The following is a 23,090-nucleotide window of genomic DNA, read 5'->3' on the forward strand; positions in this document are numbered from 1 at the left end:
GCGGAGCGGCTTGGGCACCACCTGAAAAATCTCTCCTAAATATTTCGCATCACAAGAAAAAACCCCCCTCCCGGCGATCGGGAGAGGGCTTTTGCCGATGCATCGAAGCTCGCCGCGCGTCAGGCTGCCAGGGGCAGTGCGTCCGGCTCCTGCGCGGCCATGAACTGAGCCCGGGCGAGGTCGGCGAAGCGGCCGTTCTGGGCGACGAGGTCGTCGAAGTCGCCCGACTCCACGATCCGGCCCTCGTGGAAGACGAGGATGCGGTCGGCGTTGCGGATCGTCGCGAGGCGGTGGGCGATGACGAAGGTGGTGCGGCCCTCCATCACGGCTTCCAGGGCGCCCTGGAGCTTGCGCTCGGTGGTCGCGTCGAGGGCGGAGGTCGCCTCGTCGAGGATCAGCACGGGCGGGTTCTTCAGGAGGGCCCGGGCGATCGAGAGGCGCTGGCGCTCGCCGCCGGAGAGCGAGCGTCCGCGCTCGCCGATCACCGTGTCGAGGCCGTCCGTCTGGCGGGCCATGAACTCGGTGGCCTGGGCGCGCTCCAGGGCGTCGAGCATCTCGGCATCCGTGGCATCGGGCCGGCCGACCTGCAGGTTCTCGCGGATCGAGCGGGCGAACAGCATCGGCTCCTGGAAGACCACGCCGATGTTGTGGCGCAGGGACGAGAGGCCGATGTCGCGGATGTCGGTGCCGTCGATGCGGATGGCGCCATGGTCGGGATCGAAGGCGCGGTGCAGCAGGCCGAGCGTCGTCGACTTGCCTGAGCCGGTGGTGCCCACGAGCGCGATGGTCTCGCCGGCGCGCGCCGTGAAGGAGACGTCCTCCAGCGCCTTGCGGCGGGTGTTGTAAGAAAAGCCGACGCCCTCGAACGCGACCTCGCCCTCGAAGCGCGCGACTTGCTGGGCACCCGGACGATCGTGGACGGCCGGTGCGGTGTCGAGGATCTCGAAGAATTCGTTGATCTTGGGCATCTGCTGGAACAGGCCGTTGATGCAGCTGGCGACCTGATCGAGGCGCGAGACCAGCATGGTGGCGAGGCTCATGAAGGCCACGACCTCGCCGACGCTGGCCTGGCCGTGCTGGTGGAGCGCAATGCCGGTGATGAAGATCGCCGTCATGGTCAGGGTCGCGGAGGCGCGGGTGGCGACGTTGGCGAGCGCCCACCAGGACAGGACCGGGATCTGCGCGGCGAGCAGGTTGCGGATGATGTCGTGCATCGCCTCCTTCTCCGCCTTGGCGCGGGTGAAGGACTGGATAACCGCGACGTTGCCGAGCGCGTCCGAGGCGTGCTCGGCGAGGCCCGACTGATATTCCTCGACCCGGCCCTGCAGCGTCTCGGTCCGGCGCATGACCATGGTGGTCAGCGCCGTGAAGGCGAGCACGAGGACGACGAGGATCGAGCCGAGCTGCCAGTTCACGAACAGGGTCATGGGCAGGAGCACGATCAGCGACACGAAGGCCACGAAATGGTCGCGGAAGAAGCCGAGCCAGAGCCAGGACATGCCGTTCGAGCCCTCCAGCATCGCCTTGAGGACGCGGCCGGAATGGTTCGAGGAGTGGAAGGCCAGCGGCAGTTCGAGCACGTGCTCGAAGTAGTTCGCCATGGCGGACAGGCGGTTGCGGTGGGCCAGCCGATCGGAATGGAGCGCGATGGTGACGCCGGCCGCGATGGTGAACAGGCCGAAGGCGACCCAGGCCCCGATCAGCGGCGCCAGCGTCGTGAAGGCGTTGCCGTTCCGGTTGAGGTGGGTGAGCTGGTCGATGATGCGGCCCATCAGCAGCGGCTCGGCGAATGCCGCCACCGCCAGGGCCACGTTGGCGCAGGCCAGCACCGCCGCGAGGCGGCGGTCGGCGCCGAGAAGGCCCATGACTCGTGCGTAAAGACGAACCAACGACATGATACCGTGTGCTCCGATGCCGGCCCGCGAGGAACCGCCAAATTCGTGCCGCCAAACCTCTGGCATGCCATGCCTTATGTCGGGCGCTCCCTGAACGGGGCATGACACGATCCGCCGGCAGCCAACCAGGGTTTTTACGGTTCGTTCAACCTGATTCCGTATTCATGGGGACGGCGCCGCGTTTCGCGGCTCCAGCGCGGCATGCGGGCGGCCGCTCAGGCTTCGGGTGATCATGGATCTCGCAACCGGTATCGGCCTCGTCGGCGGCTTCGCCGTCGTCTTCATCCTGATCATGATCGATGGCGGCAACTTCGGCGCCTACTTCGACAAGCACGCCGTCATCGTCATCTTCGGCGGCGCCACCGCCGCCACGATGATGCGCTTCCCGTTCTCGACTATGATGCACGGGCTTCCGATGGGCCTGCGCTACGCGTTCACGATGCGCGCGATCAAGCCACGCGATCTCATCGAGGAAATCACTAAGATCGCCGACGTGGTACGGAAATCCGGACCGATGGCCCTCGAGAACATGGAGATCTCCGATCCGTTCCTGGCCCAGGGCGCGCGCTACATCGCCGACGGCTACGACCGTGAGTTCATCCGCGACACGATGGAGCGCGACCGCGACAACTTCCTGATGCACCTCGACGAGGGCTCGAAGATCTACCGGGCCTTCGGCGACTGCGCCCCGGCCTGGGGGATGATCGGCACGATTCTCGGCATGGTGACGATGTTCGCCAACATGTCCGATCCCTCGAAGCTCGGCCCCGCCATGGCGACCGCGCTGCTCGCGACCCTCTACGGCGCCCTGATCGCCAACATGATCACCCTGCCGCTGGCCGACAAACTCCACGTCAAGCTCGAGGAAGAGGACGTCTCCCGCTCGCTGATCATCGATGGCATCCTGCTGATCCGCGACGCCAAGAGTTCCTCACTGGTGCGCGAGATGCTCATCGCCTACCTGCCGCACGCCCACCGCGACGAACTCGCGGCCGAGCCGGCCTGATGCAAAGCCCCGACCAACGTGCCGCGGGCGAGACCACGCGCGGGCGCGCCGATGGCTAAGAAGAAGCGCGGCGCGCATGGCGGGCACGGCTGGTTCGTGACCTTCGCCGACCTGATGGCTCTGCTCATGAGCTTCTTCGTGATGATCGCCGCCTATTCCACCCAGGACCAGAAGAAGATGCAGGCGGTGGCCGGCTCCATGCGGGACGCCTTCGGCGTCAACAAGGAGTCCCGCTTTGCCGGCATCATCGAGAAGGACGGGTTGCCCGACGCCGATCAGGTCAAGCACCGCCGCGACATCCCGCCGGAACTCGCCTCGGATCACACCACACCCCCAGCGGTGGATGGCCACATCGACGAGGGCATGCCCGATAAGGGCTATCCGGACGGCGCCGGCCTCGCGGCGGCGAGCCTGCGCCAAGCCATGCAGGACATGCCGGAGATCGCCGAACTGTCGAAGAACATCATCGTCGCGCCCTCGCAGCGCGGGGTCGACCTGTCCCTCGTCGACCAGGACGGCGCCTCGATGTTCCCGGACGGCTCGAGCCGCCCCAACGACCGCACGCGCCGCCTCCTGGAGCGCTTGGCCCCGACCCTGCGCAAGATGCCCAACCGCATCGCCATCACGGGCTACACGGCCACAGACCGGCCGGGCGCGCGCCCCCCTGCCCCGCCCTGGGAGCTCTCGGCCGGCCGGGCGATGAGCGTGCGCGAGATCCTGGCCAGCAGCGGCGTGCCCGACGACCGCTTCGCCTCCGTCACCGGGAAGGCCGACACCGAGCCGATGTTTCCCGACAACCCCTACCTGTCCGCCAACCGGCGGGTGACCGTGACGCTGCTGAGCGAGACGGCGCCGGCCCCGCGCATGAAGAACTTTCCCTGACGGAACCGGGGCACTTCAGACCGCTACTTCGTCACCAGGAGCGCCCAGTAGACCTTGTATTTCGAGCCCGGCGCGTAGGCCGTGGCGATGCCCATGCGCTGGCCCTGCGGCGCCAGCAGGGCGGCGTTGTGGGCGGGGCTGTCGCGCCAACCCGAAAAGGCCTCGGCCAGGGTGTGGTAGCCCGCCGAGAGGTTGGCCTCGGCGCCGGCGAAGCCGAGCCGCTCGACGGCGTTCTTTACGTTCTGCGCCCGGCTCGGACGGTCGGCGGCGGCCATGGCGGCGGCCTCGGCCTCGGCGAGCTTCTGGAGGTCCGGGTCGAGGCGCAGGGGCGGCAGGCCGCTGCGGGCGCGATAGGCCGAGATCATGTCGCGGGCGGTGGCCGCATCGACCTGCGCGCCCTGGCTCGTCATCGGCCAGTACAGGCTCGGCAGCGCGGCGTTGACGGGCTCGGGCGTCGCGCAGGCGGTGATCTGCAGGGCCGCGAGCGCCACGAGGCCGATGCCGGCCCAACGCCCCATCGTGAACGCATGGTTCGTCGTGAATCCCTGCCCCGTTCCGAAATTCCGACCCACGCCCGACTCCTGTCCCGTTCGTCTCATGCCCCGGCGCGCCGGCGCGCGGCTTCAGCCGAGCGCATCATGTCAGCCGAGCGAATGGGCTCGGCCTCGTCGTAGCGCTCCTGTGCCGCCTCGGGGGCCGTCTGCTCCCCCGACCGTTGCTGCGGCGTGAACGCGCTGGCGATCTGACCCACCGCGTTCTGGAAGGAATCCAGACCCTGCACCGTCACCACGCTGGAGCCCGGGCCGAGGTCCGGGATCATTCCGGCACCGGATAAGGTCTGGAAGACCGCAAGGTTCAAATCGCTCTGCACTTTCTGGCCGAGGCTCACATCCACGATCATCGCGATGAGCTCGAATTCGAGGAACGGGTCCCCGATCTTGCGGAACACCACGCGGGGCGGCGGCTCCTTGAGCACGTCGGCCTGCGCCAGGGCACAGGTCATCAGGAGCTCGGCCGCGCGGACCGGGTCCTGGTTGCGCAGCACGCTGACCGTGATGCTGACGCGGCCGGTACGGTCCCCCCGCACCCGGTTCTTGACGATGCCGGAGATCAGGTTGGAGTTCGGCACGATCACCGCCGAGCGGTCGAAGGTCTGGATCTCGGTGGAGCGCACGGAGATGCGCTTCACGATGCCCTCGCTGTCGCCGATGAGCACCTGGTCGCCGACGCGGATCGGGCGCTCCCACAGCAGCAGGAGCCCCGAGACGAAGTTGTTGACGATGGATTGCAGGCCGAAACCGATACCCACCGAGAGGGCGCCGGCCACGATGGTGAGCTTCTCGAGGCTCAGGCCCAGATACGAGAAGGCCAGCGCCAGGGTAAGCAGGAAGCCGATATAGCCCGCGATCGTCGAGATCGAGTTGCGCAGGCCCGCATCGAGGTCGGTGGCCGGCAGGTAGGTCTGTTCGAGCCAGCGCTGGATCGCCCGCGTCAGCGCGATCCCGAGAATCAGCAGCCCGATGGCGAGCGCGATGGTGGAGAGCGAGATCGTGACGTCGCCGACCTTGAAACCGAAGAAGGCGGTCCGCACGGAGCTGAACACGTCCGTGGAATCGAGCCCCCAGGGCGCCAGCGCGAGGAGCGCCGCGACGAGGACGAGGACGACGCGCGCCAGGCCGGTCGCCAGCACGGCGATCTGGTTGATCGAGCGCTTGCGCAGGCCCGTGTTGGCCTGCAGCGCCGTCGCGACCTTCGTGTCGTCGCCGAGCGTTCCCGCCACGAAGGTGTCGGCGCTGGAGATCAGCAGGAACAGCAGCACGAACAAGCCGGCCGTCCAGACCAACTGGTCGATGAGGAAGTTCGCGAACGCGACGTAGCCGACGACAGGCGCGATCGTGATCACGACCACCGCCGCCCATCCGAGGAGCCGGGCCGGGCCGCCGATGCCGGTGCTGGCCTCGGGGGCGACATACGGGCCGAAGCACGCCTCCTCCTTCTCGGCCGTGTCGGCGAAGCGGTGCAGGCCGATGCCGAGGATCAGCGCCGTGGCGAGCGCCCCGATGCCGCGCGTGGCGATGGAGACCGGCAGGGCCGCCGATATCCCTGAGTTCAAGGCCTCGATCGACTTGATCACCGTGATGACGATGGCGATGCCCACCGCCAGCCGCGTCACCCGCGCGGCGGCCGCGTCGTCCATGCTCGTCACGCGCCAGGACGGCTTATCGGGGGAGAGCAGCCCGTCGGCCAACGCCTCGACGAAGGCGATGAAGGCAAGCCCGCCCAGAATGGCGCCGGCCACCGGCAGGAGCCGCAGGGGCAGGAGATCGGTGGCGTCGAGGGCATAGTAGACCGCGTAGCTGCCGACGAGGGCCGGTACCGTACCGATCAGCAGGACCCGCCAGGCGGCCAGCAGCTTCATGCGCTTTGACGGCGCCACGGCCTTGGCGTCGCGCCGCCCGAGGCGGGGCGCGATGTTGCGGCGCCCGAAATACAGGGCGATCGAGATGCCGAAGGCGATCCCGAGCAGCAGCAGATTGCCCAGTGTGCCGTTGCGGGCGAACAGGGCGGCGGTGTCCTCCACCGCGCTCTGGAGTGCGCGCAGGTCGCGGGGGATGTCGGCGGCGATCCGCATCCAGAGGTCGGGGCTGACGAGGGCGGTGGAGCGCTCGAACAGGCCGCGCGTGAAGGCGGCGCGGCGGCGATTCGAGACCTGGTCGATGATCTGGTCGCTCTGCACGAGAAGGGAGCGGGCCAGCCGCTGCGTCTCGTCGATCTCCGCGACCGCGTGCTCGCGCTCCGCGCGCTCGCGGGCCACGTCCTCGCCCTCCTCGCCCTCCTTCGGCTTCGGGCCGAGCTGCGTCAGGCGCTCGCGGGCGGCCTCCAGGCGCGGCGTGGTGATGTCGATGACGTGGCGGATCTTGTCGGCGATGGCCTCGATGCCGTCGCGCGCGCGCGTCAGGTCGCCGGGGCCGACATTCGGGCCCGTCACGAGCTTTTCGCGCTGCTCGAGATCGGCCTTGGCCGTGTCGAGCCGGTCGCGGACGTTCTGGATCTGCTCGGAGACCGCGGGCTTGGGTGCGGCCGGCTTCGCGACGGCCTTGGGGGCCTCGGCGGGAGCGGGAGCGGGCGCCGGAGCCGGTGCGGCCGGGACCGGTTTTGCCGGCACGGCGGGCGTCCCCTGCCCCAGGGCGCTCAAGGGCGCCAGCACGAGGCCGCCGAGCCAGGCGGCGCGGACCGCCGTCCTCCGGATGGCGCCGAACGTCCGGCCTCTCGGTATCCCGCCCATGATGATCCTTTCGGGCCGCGCCAGAGCGCGGTTCCGGCGCATCACGCGCCTTCGTCGTCGGGTCGCCGCCGGAGCCCCATGGCCCGAGCTGGAGATGCGCGTGTCGTGGGGCGGGAAGCGACCGGGGCCTGCCCCATCGCCGAGCAATGGGGCGAAAGGCTGACGCGGCGGCTTTTTTCGGGACGTGAGGCCCCACCCCTGCGTCCTGTGGGCGCGACGTCGCGGGGCCGATGGGCGGCCTTCACAAGCGTGTCATGCTGATATTAGACTTAGCTCCGATGGACTTGGCCTTTTCGTTCCCGTGCGAAGAGGTGGCGACGGCCCTCCGCGCCGATGAGCGTCGCCACCAACCGGGCGTCTTCGCCCGATGCGACGGCGTTTGGCCAATCCCCGCATCCGCCGCGCGCGAGCTCAGCCGGCGTGGTCCCCCGATCCGGGTGCCCCGGCATCCCCGCTGCGCGGGCCGGCGGCCCGGGATGCGAAGATTTCTGATCTTTCACCAACCTGGGACGAAGCGTCGGCCGCCCCCTGCGCGTTGTCCCCACGTCGACCCGTCGAGAGGGTAGCGCCGATGCTGGATCTCCAAACGCTCGTCCTGAATGCGGATTACCGACCGCTCTCGTACAATCCGCTCTCGCTCTGGTCCTGGAAGGACGCCTTCACCGCGCTGTTCCTCGACCGCGTCACCCTCGTGGCCAGCTACGACGTCGAGGCGCGCTCGCCGTCCCGGTCCTTGCGTGTGCCGAGCGTGGTCGCCCTGAAGAGCTACGTGACGCTGGCCCGCAGCCCCGCCTTCACGCGCTACAACATCTACCTGCGCGACACCTTCTCCTGCCAGTATTGCGGCCTGCGCCTGCCCTCGGGCGGCCTCACGTTCGACCACGTGGTGCCGCGCTCGCGCGGCGGTCAGTCGAGCTGGGAGAACGTCGTCGCGGCTTGCTCGCCCTGCAACCTGCGCAAGGCCAACCGCACTCCGGCCGAGGCCGATATGCCGCTCCTGCACGAGCCGCACCGGCCGACGCGGCACGAACTGCACCGCCGCCAGCCGGAATTCGACCACCGGGAATACCACCACACCTGGCTCGACTACCTCTACTGGGACACCGAGCTGGAGAATTGAGGCGTCAGGGCACCAGAAAGCGCGGTGGCGGCTCGTTGTAGAGCGGCAGGGCCAGGTTGCGCGGCGCGACGACGACGGGCACCGCCACCATCTGCCGGAACCGGGGCGGCGGGAGATAGGTCGGGTCGCGATAGGCGATCTCGGGCGGAAGGCGCGCCCCGCGGCCATAGGGGCCAGGCTGGCCACCGGCCTGTGCCGGCAGCGCGCAGGCGGCCAGGGTGACGGCGCTGCCGAGGAGAACGAGGCGACGCATGTGCGGACTCCGGGCGGCTCGCTCGCCGCGAACGGCAGTGTAACCGGTCAGGTGCGAGTGAGAGCTTAACGGCGCGCTCAGAATTTGACGGCCGCGCCCGCCCGTACAGTGCTGATCGAGATTCGGTTGCCTGCGCTCTGCTGGAAGTCGTTGAGCATCACGTACTGATATTCGCCGCGCAGCAGAATGTTCTGGGTGACGGCGAATTCGAGGCCGCCGCCGAGCGTGAACCCACCCATCGTCTTCGTCTTGGTGCTGCGCACCGTATTGGTCGCCGGCCTGCCGGCTTCGGGAATGTTCGGATCGAAGCCGTTGGCGGTGTATCCGAAGTTCTTGACCGCGATGGGGTTGCCCGTCGTGAGCGCCTGGTTCGACCGATAGGCGGCCACATCGTACCCGTAATCCCGGATCGCCACCGTCTGATCCGATTGCACCCGGCCGATCGCCAGACCGCCGGTCAGGTAGGGCATGAAGTTGCCCATGACGTAGCCACCGCGTGCGCGGATCGTTCCGTAATCCTCCACGCGTGCGCTCGCCATTCCATCCAGCGAAACGGTATGTAGGTAGCCGAGTGAATCGGTCCTGAAGCGGGCAATACTGTCTCGCGTCGACATCGTCTGGTCGAAGCGGGTATAATCCGCCTCGATACCGACGACGGTGTCCTCGAACTGATAGTTGTAGCCGACGTAAGCTCCGTAGCTCGCACCTTCCGCGCTGCCGCCCCGCGACGCGAGCAGGCTGGAAGCGTTCAGTTCCGACTCTGCTATTGAGAGCCGGAACGCGTCCGAGAGAAGGGGCTTGTAGGCGTTCTTGAAGCCTGCGGAAGCCGAGGTGTACCCGCCGTGTCCACCGAAATAGATGCCGTTCCAGTCGATGACCGGCACTTCCGGCTCGTAATCGGGGCCGCGCAGGACGCCGTAGTCGAGGTCGGCGGCCTGTACGGGGGCGATGGCGCCCAGGGTGAATCCGGCCAGGAGTGCGAGGGTTACGGTACGCATCGATGTCGTCCTCAGGGCGTGAGCCCGACGGTCAGAGTGCTGAGCCTGTAGTTAGGTTCTACTTGAGTAACCTTAACGGACCGTTGCGCTTGCCCTGAATGCATTGTCCCGGAGGCCCTTCGCGCCGGCCGAGCCGAACCCGCGTGGAGGCCATACGCGAAAAACCCGGGACGCGTCGCGGCGCCCGGGTGCACGGTCCGGTCCGGCGGGGGACCTACTCGTAGGGATTGCGGTTCCAGGCCGGGAACGACAGGTCCGCCAGGGGGCCGGGCCCGCCCGCGAAGCTGTAGCGCAGGCCGACGCGAACCTCGTGTGAGGCGAGGTCCTTCAGGCGGGACTCGAAGCCGTAGGCGTCCACACCCGTCCGGGCACGGCCGAGATCGACGTAGCGGTAGCTCGTATCGATGCTGAGGCCATGGCCGACATCGTACGATACGCCCCCGGTCAGCGCCCAGGCCATGGAGGTGAGCGCATGGCTCGGACGCTTCACGGCATCGCGGAGGCCGGTGCCCGCATTGCCGTCGCAGAACGCGACGGTGCAGGTCGTCTGCGTGTAGGCCTTGGCAAAGCCCTTGTCGGCAAAGCCGATGCCTGCGCCGAGATAGGGCGTCAGGCCCCACCAGGTCCCGAGATCCGCATAAGCCGTGAGGAGCCCGGTGAGCACGTCGAGGTCGCCCGCCTCGACGTTGTAGCCGGTGCGGAACCCGGAGCCCGAGGAATAGGCGCTGTAGCGGGCCCCGACGCGTTGGTCGACGGTCGCGTCGACGCGCAGCCAGTTGTTGACGCGGTAGCCGACACCGCCGCCGTAGCCCGGCACGGTCTCGAGGTTCATGCGCACCAGCGGCGGCGATCCGGGCGGCGGATTGCTCGCATCATGGGGGCGCGCATAATCGCTCACGGTGGCATCCACCCGCAGGTACCAGCCCTCCCCGATGGTGACAGGTGCTGCCGGCGGAGGCGGCGGGAGGAGATCGGCGGCCCGCGCAGTCCCGCCGAGGTTTTGAGCCGCCAGCAGGCAGGCGAAGATCGTAATGGTGCGGGCTCTCGAAGCGTCCATGACGTCCTCATACGCAAGATCACAAATGGTACCTCGCGCGTTGCTTGCGCACAGCGCGGAACCCATCGTGCGATCATGCCTGCGAAAGCTTAGAGAGGGCTTAACCCTAACGCTTCGTGATGCCCGGTTTCGTGATCATCGGTGTTTCGATGGCGCGGGAAACCAACGGGGCACCGGGTCGTCAAAACGAAAACGGGGCGCGGATATCGATCCGCGCCCCGCTCTGCTGAACTTCGTCCTCGAACCGGCGATCCGAGTTGCCTCGGATCAGTACTTGCGCACCAGCGGACCCGGCTCGGGGTGGTACTCGGCGATGATCGGGGCGGCGACACCGCCGAGCAGCCAGCGCATGCCGATGCGGACGTCGTGGGAGGTAATGTCCTTCAGCTTGTACGACGCGCCGCTGCAATCCGAGCTATTGAAGCACGTCACCACGCCGGTACCGGCATGGCCGAGGTCGAGGTAGCGGTAGCCAATCTCGAGCTTGAGGTTCGGCGTCACGTTGTAACCGATGCCGGCCATGCCGGCCCAGGCGAGGCTGGTGGTGTGTTTCGTCGGGGCGATCCCGAAGCCTCCGGCGGCAGACCCTGCACCGGTGTCGTTGAAGCCGCTGACAGAGTGAAAGGCTGCGCCGATGCCGCCGCCGATGAAGGGCGTCACACCATACCAAGTGCCGAGATCGATGTATCCGTTCGCCATGGTGACGACGGACGACAGGTTGCCCTGGTCGTAGTCGATGCCCTTGGCCGGAACTCCGTTGGGATACGGAAGGTCGAACTTCTCGACGAAGGAGAAGCGGCTTCCTCCACGGTACTCACCCGTGATGTCACCGCGCAGGAAGTTGTTGAACTGATAGCCAACACCGCCACCAGCGAAGAACTGGTCGCCCATGTTCTTCTGGTTTATCTCGTAGCTCGACGGCAACGACCCGCTCTTCAGCGTGGTGACGACCTTGTCGTAGCTCGCGGCCCCGACACCGATATCGCCGCGCAGGTACCAGCCGCCGCCGATCTCGACCGGCGGAGGCAGCGGCTCGGGGGGCAGCGGAGGCAGGAGGTCCGCCGCTTGGGCGAGGCAGGGCGCTGCCACGCTCGCAAAGAGCGTGATCGAGCGCGCCAAGGCGGAAAGCTTGGAGCGGCGCATCGGGAATCCTTCAATCGACCGTGTGCCGGAAGCCTGAAACGCCGGCGGGATGACGAAGGGCAACATCGCCGATAAGGGTTAAGCTCGGTTTAACGTTAAATCTTATCCTTGCCGAAGGGTTGACGAGCCGGCCTCGTCTTCATGCGACAGGCTGTTGCTTGCATCCGCGCGCATCGGTTGCGGCCGCAGGTCCGGGTGCATCGGCGGGTCGATACGCCTAGCATGCCGGCGATGAAGCCCGACGATGTCCGACGCCTCGCCGCCGCCCTGCCCGAAGTCACCGAGGGAGCCCATAGCGGACACCCGGATTTTCGCGTCGGCGGGCGGATCTTCGCGACGCTCTGGGTCGACGAGGAGCGCGTCGTTCTGCGGCTGAAGCCGGTGGAACAGGCCGCGTGGATCGAGGCCGAACCGGACCGGTTCGCGGCGGTGGACGGCGCCTGGGGCCGGCGCGGCTGGACCAGCCTCGACCTGTGGGAGACCGAGGAGGAGACCTTGACGGCAGCCCTCCACGCCGCTTGGCGCGGCGTGGTCTCGGCGGCCTACGACCAGATCTGATCCGCACTCCGATCGATTGGAGCGGAGCCCGGATCCGCCGGGCCCACCCGGCGATCAAGCGAAGCCGCACCCCGCATTGCGGAGTTCGCAGACGGCGTTCGTATCGGTCGCGTCAGGCGGCGGCCCGGGTCACCGCATCCACCACCTCGTCCACCACCTGCGTAACGAGGCTGCGATCGTCGCCCTCGGCCATGACGCGGATCACCGTCTCGGTGCCCGACGGGCGAATGACAAGGCGCCCGGAATTTCCGAGGCGCTCGCGCGCCTGAGCGATAGCGGTAACCACCGCGTCGGCGCGTAGCGGCTCGCCGGAACGGTAGCGCACGTTCTTAAGGATCTGCGGCAGCGGCTCGAAGCAGTGGCAGACCGCGCTCACGGGGCGCTCCTGGCGCTTGACCACGCTGAGGAGCTGTAGGGCGGCCACCAGTCCGTCCCCGGTGGTGGCGTAGTCCGACATGATGATGTGGCCGGATTGCTCACCGCCGAGGTTGTAGCCGTGCTCGCGCATGTGCTCCAGCACGTAGCGGTCGCCCACCGCCGTGCGGGCAAGGCTGAGCCCGATGCCGCCGAGATAGCGTTCCAGGCCGAGGTTGGACATGATGGTGGCGACAAGCCCCGGCTGGGTCAGGCGATCGTCCTCCTTCCAGGAGCGGGCGATCACCGCCATGAGCTGGTCGCCGTCGACCGATTGGCCCTTTTCGTCGACGATGAGGACGCGGTCGGCGTCGCCGTCGAGGGCGATGCCGATATCGGCGCGCAGCTCCCGGACCTTGGCGGCCAGCGCCGCCGGCGCGGTCGAACCGACATCCCGGTTGATGTTGAAGCCATCGGGCTCGACGCCGATGGCGATGACCTCCGCGCCGAGTTCCCACAGGGTCTCGGGCGCCACGCGATAGGCCGCGCCGTTGGCGCAATCCACCACGATGCGCAGGCCGTCCAGGGTGACGTTGCGCGGCAGCGAGCGCTTGGCGAACTCGATGTAGCGGGCATGCACGCTCTCAATGCGCTTGGCGCGGCCGAGATCGCGGGAGCCCGCAAGGCGCTTGTGCAACTCGCCGTCGATCAGCGACTCGATCTCGCGCTCGACCTCGTCGCTGAGCTTGAAGCCGTCGGGGCCGAACAGCTTGATGCCGTTATCCTCGAACGGGTTGTGCGAGGCCGAGATCATCACGCCGATATCGGCGCGCATGGACCGCGTCAGCATGGCGACCGCCGGCGTGGGCATCGGGCCCAATTGCAGCACGTCCATGCCCACGGAGGTGAAGCCGGCGATCAGCGCCGTCTCGATCATGTAGCCGGAGAGCCGCGTATCCTTGCCGATCACCACCCGGTGACGGTAATCGCCGCGCTGAAACACCAAGCCGGCCGCTTGGCCGACCTTGAGAGCGAGTTCCGGCGTGATGACGCCGTTGGCCCGACCTCGAATGCCGTCCGTGCCGAAATACTTGCGCGACATCGTCTTGGCGTCCCGTCTTCTGGTCTCGATGCAGGGGAGCTGAGTCCGTCCCGAGACGCAATCCTCAACCGCATCATCGAGGATGATGCTTCGGGATTAAGCGTCGCTCCCCGGTCTGAAGATCCGGTTGCGCAAACCCGCGCGATTGACGGGTGTTCGCGTCGTAGCGTTACCGGAGCCTTGATACGAACGAGCCCGCCAGTGGCGGGCTCGCGACGTCGAGGTTGGGTGGGATGGAAGCCCGATCAGGCCTGCGGCTGCGGCTCCAGGCCGTCGCTGCCGCGGGGACGGCCACGACCGGCGGAGGGAACCGACGAACCGCGCAGGGTCGTCGGACCGTCGCCCGAGTCCCGGATCGGCGGCCGGCCGGCGATCAGGTTCTTGATCTCGTCGCCTGACAGGGTCTCGTATTCGAGGAGGCCCTGCGCCAGCGCCTCGAGATCGTCCTTGTGCTCGCCGAGGATGCGGCGGGCCTCTTCGAGACCGGTTTCCACGAGGCGGCGGACCTCCGCGTCGATCTTCTGTGCGGTGGCCTCCGAGACCGTCTGCTGGCGGCCCATGGACATGCCGAGGAACACCTCGTCGTTGTTCTCGCCGTAGGCGACGGTGCCGAGTTCGGGCGAAAAGCCCCAGCGCGTCACCATCATGCGGGCCAGACGGGTAGCCTGCTCGATATCGGACTGGGCGCCCGAAGTGACCTTGTCGGCGCCGAAGGTCATTTCCTCGGCGATGCGGCCACCCATCATGATGGCGAGACGCGAGGTCATCTGCTCGAAGCTCATCGAGAGCTTGTCGCGCTCGGGCAGCTGCATAACCATGCCGAGCGCCCGGCCGCGCGGGATGATCGTCGCCTTGTGGACGGGATCGGTGGCCGGCACGTTGAAGGCGACGATGGCGTGGCCGCCCTCGTGATAGGCGGTGAGCCGCTTCTCGTCCTCGGTCATGACCAAGGTGCGCCGCTCGGCACCCATCATCACCTTGTCCTTGGCGTCCTCGAACTCGTGCATCGTGACGATGCGCTTGCCGCGGCGGGCCGCCAGCAGGGCGGATTCGTTGACGAGGTTCATGAGGTCGGCGCCGGAGAAGCCCGGTGTGCCGCGCGCGATGACCTTCAGGTCGACGTCGGGCGCCAGGGGCACCTTGCGGACGTGGACGCGCAGGATGCGCTCGCGGCCGACGACGTCGGGATTCGGCACCATGATCTGGCGATCGAAACGGCCCGGACGCAGCAGGGCGGGGTCGAGCACGTCGGGGCGGTTGGTGGCCGCGATGATGATCACGCCCTCATTCGCCTCGAACCCGTCCATCTCCACGAGGAGCTGATTCAGGGTCTGCTCGCGCTCGTCGTTGCCGCCGCCGAGGCCCGCGCCGCGATGACGGCCGACCGCGTCGATCTCGTCGATGAAGATGATGCAGGGCGCGTTCTTCTTGGCCTGCTCGAACATGTCGCGCACGCGACTGGCGCCGACGCCGACGAACATCTCGACGAAGTCGGAGCCCGAGATGGTGAAGAACGGCACGTTGGCCTCGCCCGCGACCGCCCGGGCGATCAGGGTTTTACCCGTGCCGGGGGGGCCGACGAGGAGCACGCCGCGCGGGATGCGGCCACCCAAGCGCTGGAACTTCTGGGGATCGCGCAGGAACTCGACGATCTCCTGCAGGTCCTCCTTGGCTTCCTCGACACCGGCGACATCGTCGAAGCTCACGCGGCCAGAGGCCTCGGTGAGGAGCTTGGCCTTCGACTTGCCAAAGCCCATGGCGCGGCCCGCGCCCGACTGCATCTGGCGCGACAGGAAGATCCAGGCGCCGATGAAGACCAGGATGGGCAGCCAGCTCACGAGCAACTGGATGAACCACGGCGTGTTGTCCGAGGGCGGACGCGCGGTGATCTGCACGCCCTTGCCCTGGAGCTTCGACACGAGGCTCGGGTCGTTGGGGGCGTAGGAGGTAAAGTTGCCGCCGCCGACATAGGTGCCGCTGACGTCCTGCCCGGAGATCACAACCGTCTGGATCTTGCCGGAATCGGCATCGTTCAGAAGCTGGCTGTAGGCGATCTCGGAGCCGCCACCACGATGACCCGGGTTCTGGAACAGGGTCACGAGGGCGAGCACGAGCAGGAAGATGACGACCCACAAGGCGAAGTTGCGGAAATTCGGGTTCATCGATCAATCCCTGGAGGCGCCGGGGCCCGCCGCGCGAAATGGGGCGGGTCGATCCTGACGCTCCCAGTCAATGTAGGCAGCGTGCCCCCCCTTGCCAAGTCGATGCGCGGGCCGTCCCGTCCGGCCGCCTGCGGCAAGGCCGCGCCGTCCCTTATGCGGGTCCGAGGCCCCTCTCCCGGCGCGGTGGCGCGGGAGACAGGACGAGGTCACCCGCGGGCGTCACCGCGACCAGGATCGCGCGCAGCGTTCGACGCAGGGGCGTGCCCGCCCGCAGGGCCGGCAGGACCGCTTCCAGGACGAGGCGCTCCAGGCGCGCGAGGCGCTCGGGCCCATCCGCGCTCACCCGCTCCAGCCCGAGGCCGACGACCCGGAGCACGATCGCGTCGGGCAGAGTCCGCAGCGCTGCGCCGTCGAGGTGGATGCGGTCCTCCGGGGAACCCCTGAGGGCCGCCGCGAAGGCGATGGCGGCGGCGCTGTCCAGGGCCGCGCCGTCGCGGGCACAGCGTTCGGCGAGCCGGCACAGCCGCGCGGCGGTGAGCCCCTCCCCCGTCAGCATCGGCATCAGGCGGCGCAGGCGGGGCCGCGCGAAGCGATCGTCGTGATTGGACGGGTCGCGCGCGAAGGCGAGTCCATGCGCCTCGCAATAGGCGACGAGATCGGCCTTCGGGATCGTCAGGAAGGGTCGGGCGAGGCAAAGGCCGCCGGGCAGTGCGCGCTCGGCCCGCATGCCGGCGAGCCCCGCCGGGCCGCTCCCCGCTAGGAGCCGCAGCAGCACCGTCTCGGCCTGGTCGTCGCGGGTGTGGCCGGTGAGCAGGATTCCGGCGCCGATCGCGGAGGCGTGGGCCGTGAGAAGCGCGTAGCGCGCCGCCCGGGCCGCCGCCGGGATGCCGCGCGCGGGCTTTGTCCCGGTCCACAGGAGGGTCCGGTGCGGGAAACCGAAGTGGGCGCTCAAGGCGGCGACCGCGCGCGCTTCCTCGGCGGATTCCGGTCTCAGGCCGTGGTCGACGGTCGCCACATGGACCGCGCAAGGCGCGCGGATTTCGGCGGCGGCCGCCAGCAGGGCCGTCGAATCGGGGCCGCCGGAGACGGCGAGGAGGACCGTGCCCGTGAGGTACGGCCGGAGAGCCCCCTCGATGGCGATATCGGCCGGGTTCAGGCGCTGCAGCGCGCGCGCTTCTGCTCGCGCGTCACGCCCTGGCGCACGCTGGCGCTGGCGGAGGGGAACTTGCGCTCGAGTTCGGCCAGCGTCGCGCAGGCCTGCTCGCGGGCGCCGAGCGCGTTGAGCGAGGCGCCGAGTTTCAGCATGGCGTCGGGGGCCTGGGCCGAGCGGGCGTAGTCGGTGGAGACCTTCAGGAACTGCTCGGCCGCCTCGCGGTTGCGGTTGCGCTGCAGGTAGCTCTCGCCAAGCCAGTAGGTCGCCGACGGCACCAGGGTGTCGCGCGGATGCGACTGGATGAATTGGCGCAGGCCCATCTCGGCCTGCTCGTACTGGCGCTGGAGGATGTAGGCGTAGGCCGCCTCGTAATCGGCCCGCGCGTCGCCCGATCCGGTGGAGGCGACGCTCGGCGGCCGGGAGGGGGCCGCCAGGGCGCCCGTGGTCGGCACGCGGGTGGGCGGCGAGAGGTCGACCGGCCCGCCGAGGCCCGGCGGGGTCAGGCCCGGCTCCTCTTCGTCGGCCTCGACAACGGTGGGCGGCACGCTGCGCGCTCGGGGCGCCTCGGCGACCGACGACGGCGTGGTGGTGCCGAGCTGCATCGGCGCGCCCGGGCGACCGGGACTCTGCTCGGCATCGAAGGCGTCGCTGCGCTTCTGCGGCTTCGCTCCAGGATTGGTGCCGGAGGGATTGGTGGGGCCCGACGGCGCGCCCGGGCGGCCGCCCTTGGCTTCCTGCAGGCGGAACTCGACGTCCTCTTGGAACTTGCGCAGCTGTTCCTTCAGCTGCCGGTTCTCGTGCTGCAGCGTCTCGATCTGCCCGGCGGTCTGGCGGGACTGGTTCTCGAGCCGGTTCAGCCGGACGACGAACTCAGAGGCGTCCTGCGCCATCGCCGGGGCGACGAGGCAGGCTGCGGACGCGCAGGTTGCGAGGAGAAGGCGGCGGAGCATGGCGTTCGTCACCGGTGATCGGTTGGCGGAAGGGCGCTGGATAACAGGGGCGCCCCTCCACGGCAAAAGTCGGGCCCGGATTCGATCGGAGACCCCTCAGGAGCCGGCGCTGCGATCGAGGACCGTGACCGCGCGGCGGTTCTGCGACCAGCACGAGATGTCGTTGCAGACCGCCACCGGACGCTCCTTGCCGTAGGAGACGGTGCGGATCCGCCCGCCCGCGATCCCACGCGAGGCGAGGTAGTCCTTCACGGACTGGGCCCGGCGCTCGCCGAGGGAGAAGTTGTACTCGCGGGTGCCGCGCTCGTCGGCATGCCCCTCGATCAGGAAAGTGTAGCGCGGATAGCGCTGGAGCCAGTTCGCCTGCTTGTCGAGGGTTGCGGTGGCGGTGGACGTCAGGTCGGTGGAATCCGACTCGAAGAACACGCGGTCGCCGATGTTCACCACGAAGTCCTGGGCGCTGCCTGGTGTGTTGGCTCCGCCGTTCAGGCCGCCGCCGAACCCGGAGGCGTCGGCCAGATCCTTGTCGTTGGTGCAGGCGGCGACGCTGAGGGCGGCGCAGAGGGCGGCCGCCAGCGGAAACACGCGGAAGCGCGCAATCATGGACATGATCCTGTTTCTCCTCGGGCAGACCCACGGGCCCTTGCGAAAGCCGCTGGCGTCGCCGCGCGCGGCCCCCACGGGGCCCCGTCGACCTCGGGTCTTAGTGGGACTCGGTTAAGCGAAGGTTCCATCAACCTTGACGGAGCGTTATCGGCGACCGAACCAAGTCTCCGGAGAGGTCCGATCCGGCGCCGTCCGTTCAGGCATGTCCCCTCGGCCCGGATTGCGGCAGCCGCGCGTCGAACCGAGGCGCGGGGTCGATTGCAGCCAAGCTGTGGCCGGGCCGCAACAGGCGTGGATCCCGTGCGTGACGCGGGTCGTCAGGCGCCGGCCTCCAGGGCGTCGATGGCGGCGATGGCCTGCACCGCTGCCAGGCGGGCGGCGTCCAGGGGGGTGGCGAGGTCGGCGCCGAGCAGGAAGGCCTGCTCCATCTCCATGCAGCGCCGGGAGAGATCGACGAAGCCGAGGGAGCCGCTCACCGACAGCAGGGTGTGGGCGTCCTGGCCCAGAGCGGCGCGTTCCGTGGCGGGGGCGTGCAAACGCTGCGCGATTTCGACCTTCAGGCGTCCGAGTAGGTCCATCAGCTTGGGCCGGCCGAAAATCTCCTGCAGTTCCCGGAGGGCCTGCGGATCGTAAACCCGCTCACGAGCACTCGGACCCACGTCCTCGAATGCTGCAATATTCAGCGGAAAATCCAAAGCGGCGCAATTATTTTCTTCCGGCCGCGGCATCTGTACAGGCGGAAGACTCGGCATGGCATGGTCCAGAGATGTGTGGCGCGCATCCAGGCGCGCAGAGTAACGGAAAGACTGCATCCGTTGATTGGTGTTTAACGAATATCGGACTAATTCGGCCGTGCAAAGAGTTGGTGCGAGCGATGCGACAGCGTCAAATCCTCATCGTCGAAGACAATTACCTGCTTCTCGACATGCTCACGGGCCTGTGCGAGCGGCAGGGGATCGGCGTGATGGCGGTCTCCAGCGGCGAGGCGGCGGTGTCGGCGATCCGGCAGGCGGGATCGGAGCCGCGCCGTAGCGATCTCGCGCTGCTGATCACCGACATCAACCTGCCGGGGCTGATCGACGGCTGGTCCGTCGCGGAGGCCTTTCGCACGCTCAATCCGGATCTGCCGGTGATCTACACCTCGACGGGGGGATGCAGCGACCGGCGCGCCGTATCGGGCAGCATCTTCCTCAGCAAGCCGTTTCGCATCCAGGACGTGGTCGATCTGGCCGGCGCGCTGATGCGCTCGCCGTCGGAGACACAGGTCCCTCGGACACTCCCGCCTCGGGCGCTTCACGCCACCGGATGAATCCGGGCGGCGGGGAGGATCCGCCGTTACTGAAGGTGCCGGGCGTAGGTATCGCCCGCCAGCCGCTTGAGTTCGGCGCCGGCCTCCTGCCCGATCCGCGCCGCATCCGTCACCAGGCCTTCGCGCCGTACAGCCCAATGGGCGCTGCCATCGGGGAGGAACAGCAGGCCGTCGAGGTCGAGCCGGTCCCCCGTGATCCGGGCCAGCGCCGCGATCGGGGTGCGGCAGGAGCCGTCGAGTTCCGCGAGCAGGCCGCGCTCGGCGGCGAGTTCGGCCGTCGCACGCGCCGAGACCAGGGGGGCGAGCAGGGCGCGCACGTCCGTGTCGGCCTCGCGGCACTCGATGCCGAGCGCCCCCTGGGCCACCGCCGGCAGCATCTCGTCGACGGAGAGGACGCTGCGAGCCATGTCGGCCATGCCGAGCCGTTCCAGGCCGCACAGCGCCAGCAGGGTGGCGTCGCAGGTGCCCTCCTCCAGCTTGCGCATCCGGGTGTTGGCGTTTCCGCGCAGGGGCACGATACGCAGGTCGGGCCGGCGCATCAGGACTTGCGCGGCCCGGCGCAGGGACGAGGTGCCCACCCGCGCGCCAGCTGCGAGCTCGCCGAATCCGCTGGCTTTGTGGGACAGGAAGGCGTCGCGCGGGTCGTCCCGCTCGAGGATGCAGGCGATGACGAGCCCGTCCGGAAGCCAGGTCTCGACATCCTTCATCGAGTGGACCGCGACGTCGACGGATTCGGCGTAGAGCGCCTGTTCCAGTTCCTTGGTGAACAGGCCCTTGCCGCCGATCTCCGAGAGGGGCCGGTCGAGGATGCGGTCGGCCACCGTGTTGACCACCACGATCTCGGTCTGGAGCCCCGGATTTGCGGCGACGATCTGGTCGCGAACCATGCCCGTCTGGGCCAGGGCCATCGGGCTGCCGCGCGTACCGATGCGAAGAGGGCGTTGGATCATGGGCGCGGATCGCTCAAGGGTAGGATCAAGGACGTCGGCTCTAGGTACGCAGTCCGGGCAGCGCTGTCACCGGGGCGTGTCACGAGTGTCCGTCAAAACGGCCGGACCGGCGTTAAGATGTCTGAAACCACTCTTCCAACTTGTTGCACTCAGAGAGCGCAGCGTTAGGCCGGCCTTGTCACACATCATCGAGATTTCGTGACACAGGTTGATCCCCGATCGAGGATCCTCGGACGTCCGGCCGATGAAGCGCAGTAAGCTCGAAACCTATTATCGCGACCAGTTCGGCGCTCCGGAAATGCCGGAGGACGAACCGGACGAGCCGGCGCCGACGCGGTCTCAACGCGGGCGTGGCGAGCCACCGCCCCGGCGCCGCGGCTTCGGTGTTTTTCGTCTCTTCAAGCTGACGCTGATGCTCGGCCCGATGGCGATCCTGCTCGGCGCGACGCTGCTGATGGATTGCCAGAGTGCGCCACAGGGCTCCTGGATACCGGGTGTCGTCCGCAGCACGGCCTGTGCCCGGCGTGATCTCGGCTCTCGGGTCCTCTCCCTCGAGGGCAACCTTCGCATGGTCGCCAACAGCATCCGATAGGGTCCGAGTCGTCGATCAATCTCAGAATGTCGTCGATCAAGCCGAGGATGTCGGCGGCCAAACCGAGAATTCCGCACCCCCGCGCCGATGCCCGGGAGGTGCCAGTCTCCCTGCGTTGGGCAAAGTTCAGGACGTGAGGTCGGAATGAAACCTGGATCGGCCGCGATCGCCGGAAGCGACATACGGCTCGGCGCGGAGGACGCTTCGAGCGAGGAGGAGGCCAGGAGCCAGGCCCGGGAACGGGCATTGGCGGCGCGACTCGACTCGGCCACGATGCAGGAATTCCGCAGGGCGCGCAGTTCCACCTGGCGGCGCGCCAGCAACGTGGAGGCCCCGGCCTGGGACTTCCGCATCGGCTGGAAGACCTCGCTTCTCCTCAACCTGCTTCTGCTCGGCGGACCGCTCGTGCTCGCCGTCGCCTTGCCGCCGGTGATGGACTGTCGCGACCGGGAAGCCCGCTTCGGTTTCTTCGCTGGCGAAACCCTCCAGAGCTGCAGCATCCTCAAGATCGGGCAGCGCCTGCGGCGCCTCGACGACCGCATCAAGATGCTGGTGCGCGGCTCCGGCCGCTGAGCCTTCAGAAGGCCTGCAGGGCGAGTTCGGTGTGTTCCACGCTGGGCGGCGCCTCGAAGCAGGGCGAGACCATGGCCCGGTATTCCTTCCAGGCCTCGGAGCCGGTGAAATCCACGGTGTGGTTCTCCAGGGTCTCCCATTCGATGTGGAGGCGGTAGCGCTGCGGCTTCTCGATGGAGCGGCGCACCGCGAAGCTACGGCAGCCCTTGGCGGCCTTGAAGATCGCCGAGGCCTTGGCGATGCCGGCCTCGAATTCCGCCTCCATGCCGGGCTTGATGTCGATCTGCGCGATTTCGAGGATCATGGGACTGTCTCGGGCTGGATTGGACGGGGCTGAGGCGCGTTCGGCGCCGAACGGGCGTTCAGCGTAACGGCCGTCCGAGCGCCTGGGCGAGGAGGCGCTGCGGGCTGCGCTCGGGTCGGGCCTGGTCGGCCACCGCGAGGTAGGCCGTCTGCTCGAGCATGTACTGGCCGCCCATGGCCCCGTGCATGACGAGGTCCGAGAAGGTCACCCAGGTTTGGCCGGGGGCGAAGTGCACGTCGGCCTGCGGCGCGGTCTCCTGGTAGGCCAGGTCCTGCTTCAGGGCGTCGTGCAGGTGCAGCATCAGGTGGTCGTATTCCGAGCGCCGCGCTTTGGTGATCTTCAGGGCTGCCAGCAGACGCGCCGAGAGCGGCGAGTAGCCCGGCAGGCGCGGCAGGAACTTCTGCGCCATCGCGGAGAAATCCTCGCCGACCCGCCAGTGGCGGGGCTGCCCGTTCGGGTTGATGTTGCGGAAGATGCGCAGGATGCGCTTCTCGCCGATCGGGTTCGACGGGAAGGCGTCGACGTGCAGCCGGGTGTCGTCGCGCCGCCAGCTCAGCTTTCGCTTGTCGACGTCGAAGGGCCGGTAGGATGTGCCGGCGAGCGAGACCTTGCCCGCATAGGTCGGCAGGTGCCGGGCGATGAGGCCTTCGGCGAAGGCGCGGTAGCGGATCAGCACCTGGCGCAGGGCCTCTTGCTCCTCCGGCGTGCCGGCCGCGCCCTTCAGGGCGGCGGAGGCACCCCGGATGTTGACGTTCTTGGCCTTTCCGTCGGCGAAAGGCCGCTCGACGAAGCGCTGATCGAAGGCGCTCAACGGAAAGTCGAGGTCGGGGAACATCA

General features: G+C 68.3%; 23 protein-coding genes. 7 read left to right on the forward strand and 16 right to left on the reverse strand.

What is annotated here, in order from left to right; translation table 11 throughout:
• Positions 1-119 precede the first annotated feature (119 nt).
• On the reverse strand, positions 120-1,895 hold the full coding sequence (locus JWQ05_RS05340) for a glucan ABC transporter ATP-binding protein/ permease (RefSeq protein ID WP_299655631.1): 1,776 nt from the start codon (positions 1,893-1,895) through the stop codon (positions 120-122).
• A 232-nt stretch (positions 1,896-2,127) separates the two neighbouring features.
• Between JWQ05_RS05340 and JWQ05_RS05345 the strand changes: the two genes are divergently transcribed.
• The gene (locus tag JWQ05_RS05345; protein ID WP_299655633.1) at positions 2,128-2,901 is read left to right on the forward strand and encodes a MotA/TolQ/ExbB proton channel family protein; all 774 of its coding nucleotides are present in this window, start codon (positions 2,128-2,130) and stop codon (positions 2,899-2,901) included.
• A gap of 51 nt (positions 2,902-2,952) precedes the next feature.
• Positions 2,953-3,783: a flagellar motor protein MotB gene (locus JWQ05_RS05350; RefSeq protein ID WP_299655635.1), complete on the forward strand. Its 831-nt coding sequence runs from the start codon at positions 2,953-2,955 to the stop codon at positions 3,781-3,783.
• A 23-nt stretch (positions 3,784-3,806) separates the two neighbouring features.
• Here JWQ05_RS05350 and JWQ05_RS05355 read toward each other — a convergent pair whose 3' ends face one another.
• Together JWQ05_RS05355 and JWQ05_RS05360 are read right to left on the reverse strand one after the other, a co-directional pair.
• Complete coding sequence (locus tag JWQ05_RS05355) at positions 3,807-4,301, reverse strand: CAP domain-containing protein (RefSeq protein WP_299655679.1); 495 nt, start codon at positions 4,299-4,301, stop codon at positions 3,807-3,809.
• 77 nt (positions 4,302-4,378) lie between these two features.
• Positions 4,379-7,111, reverse strand: a complete 2,733-nt coding sequence (locus JWQ05_RS05360) for a DUF3772 domain-containing protein (protein WP_299655637.1) — start codon at positions 7,109-7,111, stop codon at positions 4,379-4,381.
• Between the two features lie 529 nt (positions 7,112-7,640).
• Between JWQ05_RS05360 and JWQ05_RS05365 the strand changes: the two genes are divergently transcribed.
• Positions 7,641-8,189, forward strand: a complete 549-nt coding sequence (locus JWQ05_RS05365) for an HNH endonuclease (protein ID WP_264046777.1) — start codon at positions 7,641-7,643, stop codon at positions 8,187-8,189.
• 4 nt (positions 8,190-8,193) lie between these two features.
• On the opposite strand, the gene JWQ05_RS05370 is transcribed toward JWQ05_RS05365, so the two are convergent.
• The 4 genes from JWQ05_RS05370 to JWQ05_RS05385 all read right to left on the reverse strand — a co-directional run bounded on the left by JWQ05_RS05370 (position 8,194) and on the right by JWQ05_RS05385 (position 11,640).
• Positions 8,194-8,442: a hypothetical protein gene (locus JWQ05_RS05370; RefSeq protein WP_299655641.1), complete on the reverse strand. Its 249-nt coding sequence runs from the start codon at positions 8,440-8,442 to the stop codon at positions 8,194-8,196.
• Positions 8,443-8,519: 77 nt separating this feature from the next.
• The gene (locus JWQ05_RS05375) at positions 8,520-9,440 is read right to left on the reverse strand and encodes an outer membrane protein (RefSeq protein WP_299655643.1); all 921 of its coding nucleotides are present in this window, start codon (positions 9,438-9,440) and stop codon (positions 8,520-8,522) included.
• A gap of 214 nt (positions 9,441-9,654) precedes the next feature.
• On the reverse strand, positions 9,655-10,497 hold the full coding sequence (locus JWQ05_RS05380; RefSeq protein ID WP_299655645.1) for an outer membrane beta-barrel protein: 843 nt from the start codon (positions 10,495-10,497) through the stop codon (positions 9,655-9,657).
• A gap of 267 nt (positions 10,498-10,764) precedes the next feature.
• Positions 10,765-11,640 carry an outer membrane beta-barrel protein gene (locus JWQ05_RS05385; protein WP_299655647.1) on the reverse strand — a complete coding sequence of 292 codons (876 nt, stop codon included), beginning with the start codon at positions 11,638-11,640 and terminating at the stop codon, positions 10,765-10,767.
• A 231-nt stretch (positions 11,641-11,871) separates the two neighbouring features.
• On the opposite strand from JWQ05_RS05385, the gene JWQ05_RS05390 reads away from it, so the two are divergent.
• Positions 11,872-12,198 (forward strand): MmcQ/YjbR family DNA-binding protein, encoded by a 327-nt coding sequence (locus JWQ05_RS05390; RefSeq protein ID WP_299655682.1) that lies wholly within the window; start codon positions 11,872-11,874, stop codon positions 12,196-12,198.
• A 112-nt stretch (positions 12,199-12,310) separates the two neighbouring features.
• Here the strand turns inward: JWQ05_RS05390 and glmM are convergent, their stop codons facing one another.
• The 6 genes from glmM to JWQ05_RS05420 form a co-directional block, all read right to left on the reverse strand.
• The gene (gene glmM, locus JWQ05_RS05395) at positions 12,311-13,654 is read right to left on the reverse strand and encodes a phosphoglucosamine mutase (protein ID WP_299655649.1); all 1,344 of its coding nucleotides are present in this window, start codon (positions 13,652-13,654) and stop codon (positions 12,311-12,313) included.
• Positions 13,655-13,899: 245 nt separating this feature from the next.
• Positions 13,900-15,816, reverse strand: coding sequence for an ATP-dependent zinc metalloprotease FtsH (ftsH, locus tag JWQ05_RS05400; RefSeq protein ID WP_299655651.1), 1,917 nt, complete (start codon positions 15,814-15,816; stop codon positions 13,900-13,902).
• 151 nt (positions 15,817-15,967) lie between these two features.
• Positions 15,968-16,981: a tRNA lysidine(34) synthetase TilS gene (gene tilS / locus JWQ05_RS05405; RefSeq protein WP_366944557.1), complete on the reverse strand. Its 1,014-nt coding sequence runs from the start codon at positions 16,979-16,981 to the stop codon at positions 15,968-15,970.
• Positions 16,969-17,919, reverse strand: coding sequence for a tol-pal system protein YbgF (ybgF, locus tag JWQ05_RS05410; RefSeq protein ID WP_299655653.1), 951 nt, complete (start codon positions 17,917-17,919; stop codon positions 16,969-16,971). The genes tilS and ybgF overlap by 13 nt, the downstream gene beginning before the upstream one ends.
• 96 nt (positions 17,920-18,015) lie before the next feature.
• Complete coding sequence (gene pal, locus JWQ05_RS05415; RefSeq protein ID WP_299655656.1) at positions 18,016-18,528, reverse strand: peptidoglycan-associated lipoprotein Pal; 513 nt, start codon at positions 18,526-18,528, stop codon at positions 18,016-18,018.
• A 314-nt stretch (positions 18,529-18,842) separates the two neighbouring features.
• Complete coding sequence (locus JWQ05_RS05420; RefSeq protein WP_299655659.1) at positions 18,843-19,277, reverse strand: Hpt domain-containing protein; 435 nt, start codon at positions 19,275-19,277, stop codon at positions 18,843-18,845.
• A gap of 122 nt (positions 19,278-19,399) precedes the next feature.
• Between JWQ05_RS05420 and JWQ05_RS05425 the strand changes: the two genes are divergently transcribed.
• Entirely contained in the window at positions 19,400-19,834 is a 435-nt protein-coding gene (locus JWQ05_RS05425) for a response regulator (RefSeq protein WP_299655662.1), read from the forward strand.
• Positions 19,835-19,860: 26 nt separating this feature from the next.
• Here JWQ05_RS05425 and hemC read toward each other — a convergent pair whose 3' ends face one another.
• Entirely contained in the window at positions 19,861-20,784 is a 924-nt protein-coding gene (hemC, locus tag JWQ05_RS05430) for a hydroxymethylbilane synthase (RefSeq protein WP_299655665.1), read from the reverse strand.
• Between the two features lie 244 nt (positions 20,785-21,028).
• Here hemC and JWQ05_RS05435 point away from each other — a divergent pair, with 244 nt between their 5' ends.
• The gene (locus JWQ05_RS05435; RefSeq protein ID WP_299655668.1) at positions 21,029-21,376 is read left to right on the forward strand and encodes a hypothetical protein; all 348 of its coding nucleotides are present in this window, start codon (positions 21,029-21,031) and stop codon (positions 21,374-21,376) included.
• Between the two features lie 144 nt (positions 21,377-21,520).
• Positions 21,521-21,949 carry a hypothetical protein gene (locus tag JWQ05_RS05440; RefSeq protein ID WP_299655670.1) on the forward strand — a complete coding sequence of 143 codons (429 nt, stop codon included), beginning with the start codon at positions 21,521-21,523 and terminating at the stop codon, positions 21,947-21,949.
• 4 nt (positions 21,950-21,953) lie between these two features.
• On the opposite strand, the gene JWQ05_RS05445 is transcribed toward JWQ05_RS05440, so the two are convergent.
• Positions 21,954-22,253: an antibiotic biosynthesis monooxygenase family protein gene (locus tag JWQ05_RS05445; protein ID WP_299655673.1), complete on the reverse strand. Its 300-nt coding sequence runs from the start codon at positions 22,251-22,253 to the stop codon at positions 21,954-21,956.
• A gap of 58 nt (positions 22,254-22,311) precedes the next feature.
• On the reverse strand, positions 22,312-23,090 hold a 779-nt coding region (locus JWQ05_RS05450; protein WP_299655676.1), incomplete at its 5' end, for a Kdo hydroxylase family protein.

Origin of the sequence: Methylobacterium sp., from assembly GCF_028290105.1 — a bacterium.
Lineage (GTDB): Bacteria > Pseudomonadota > Alphaproteobacteria > Rhizobiales > Beijerinckiaceae > Methylobacterium.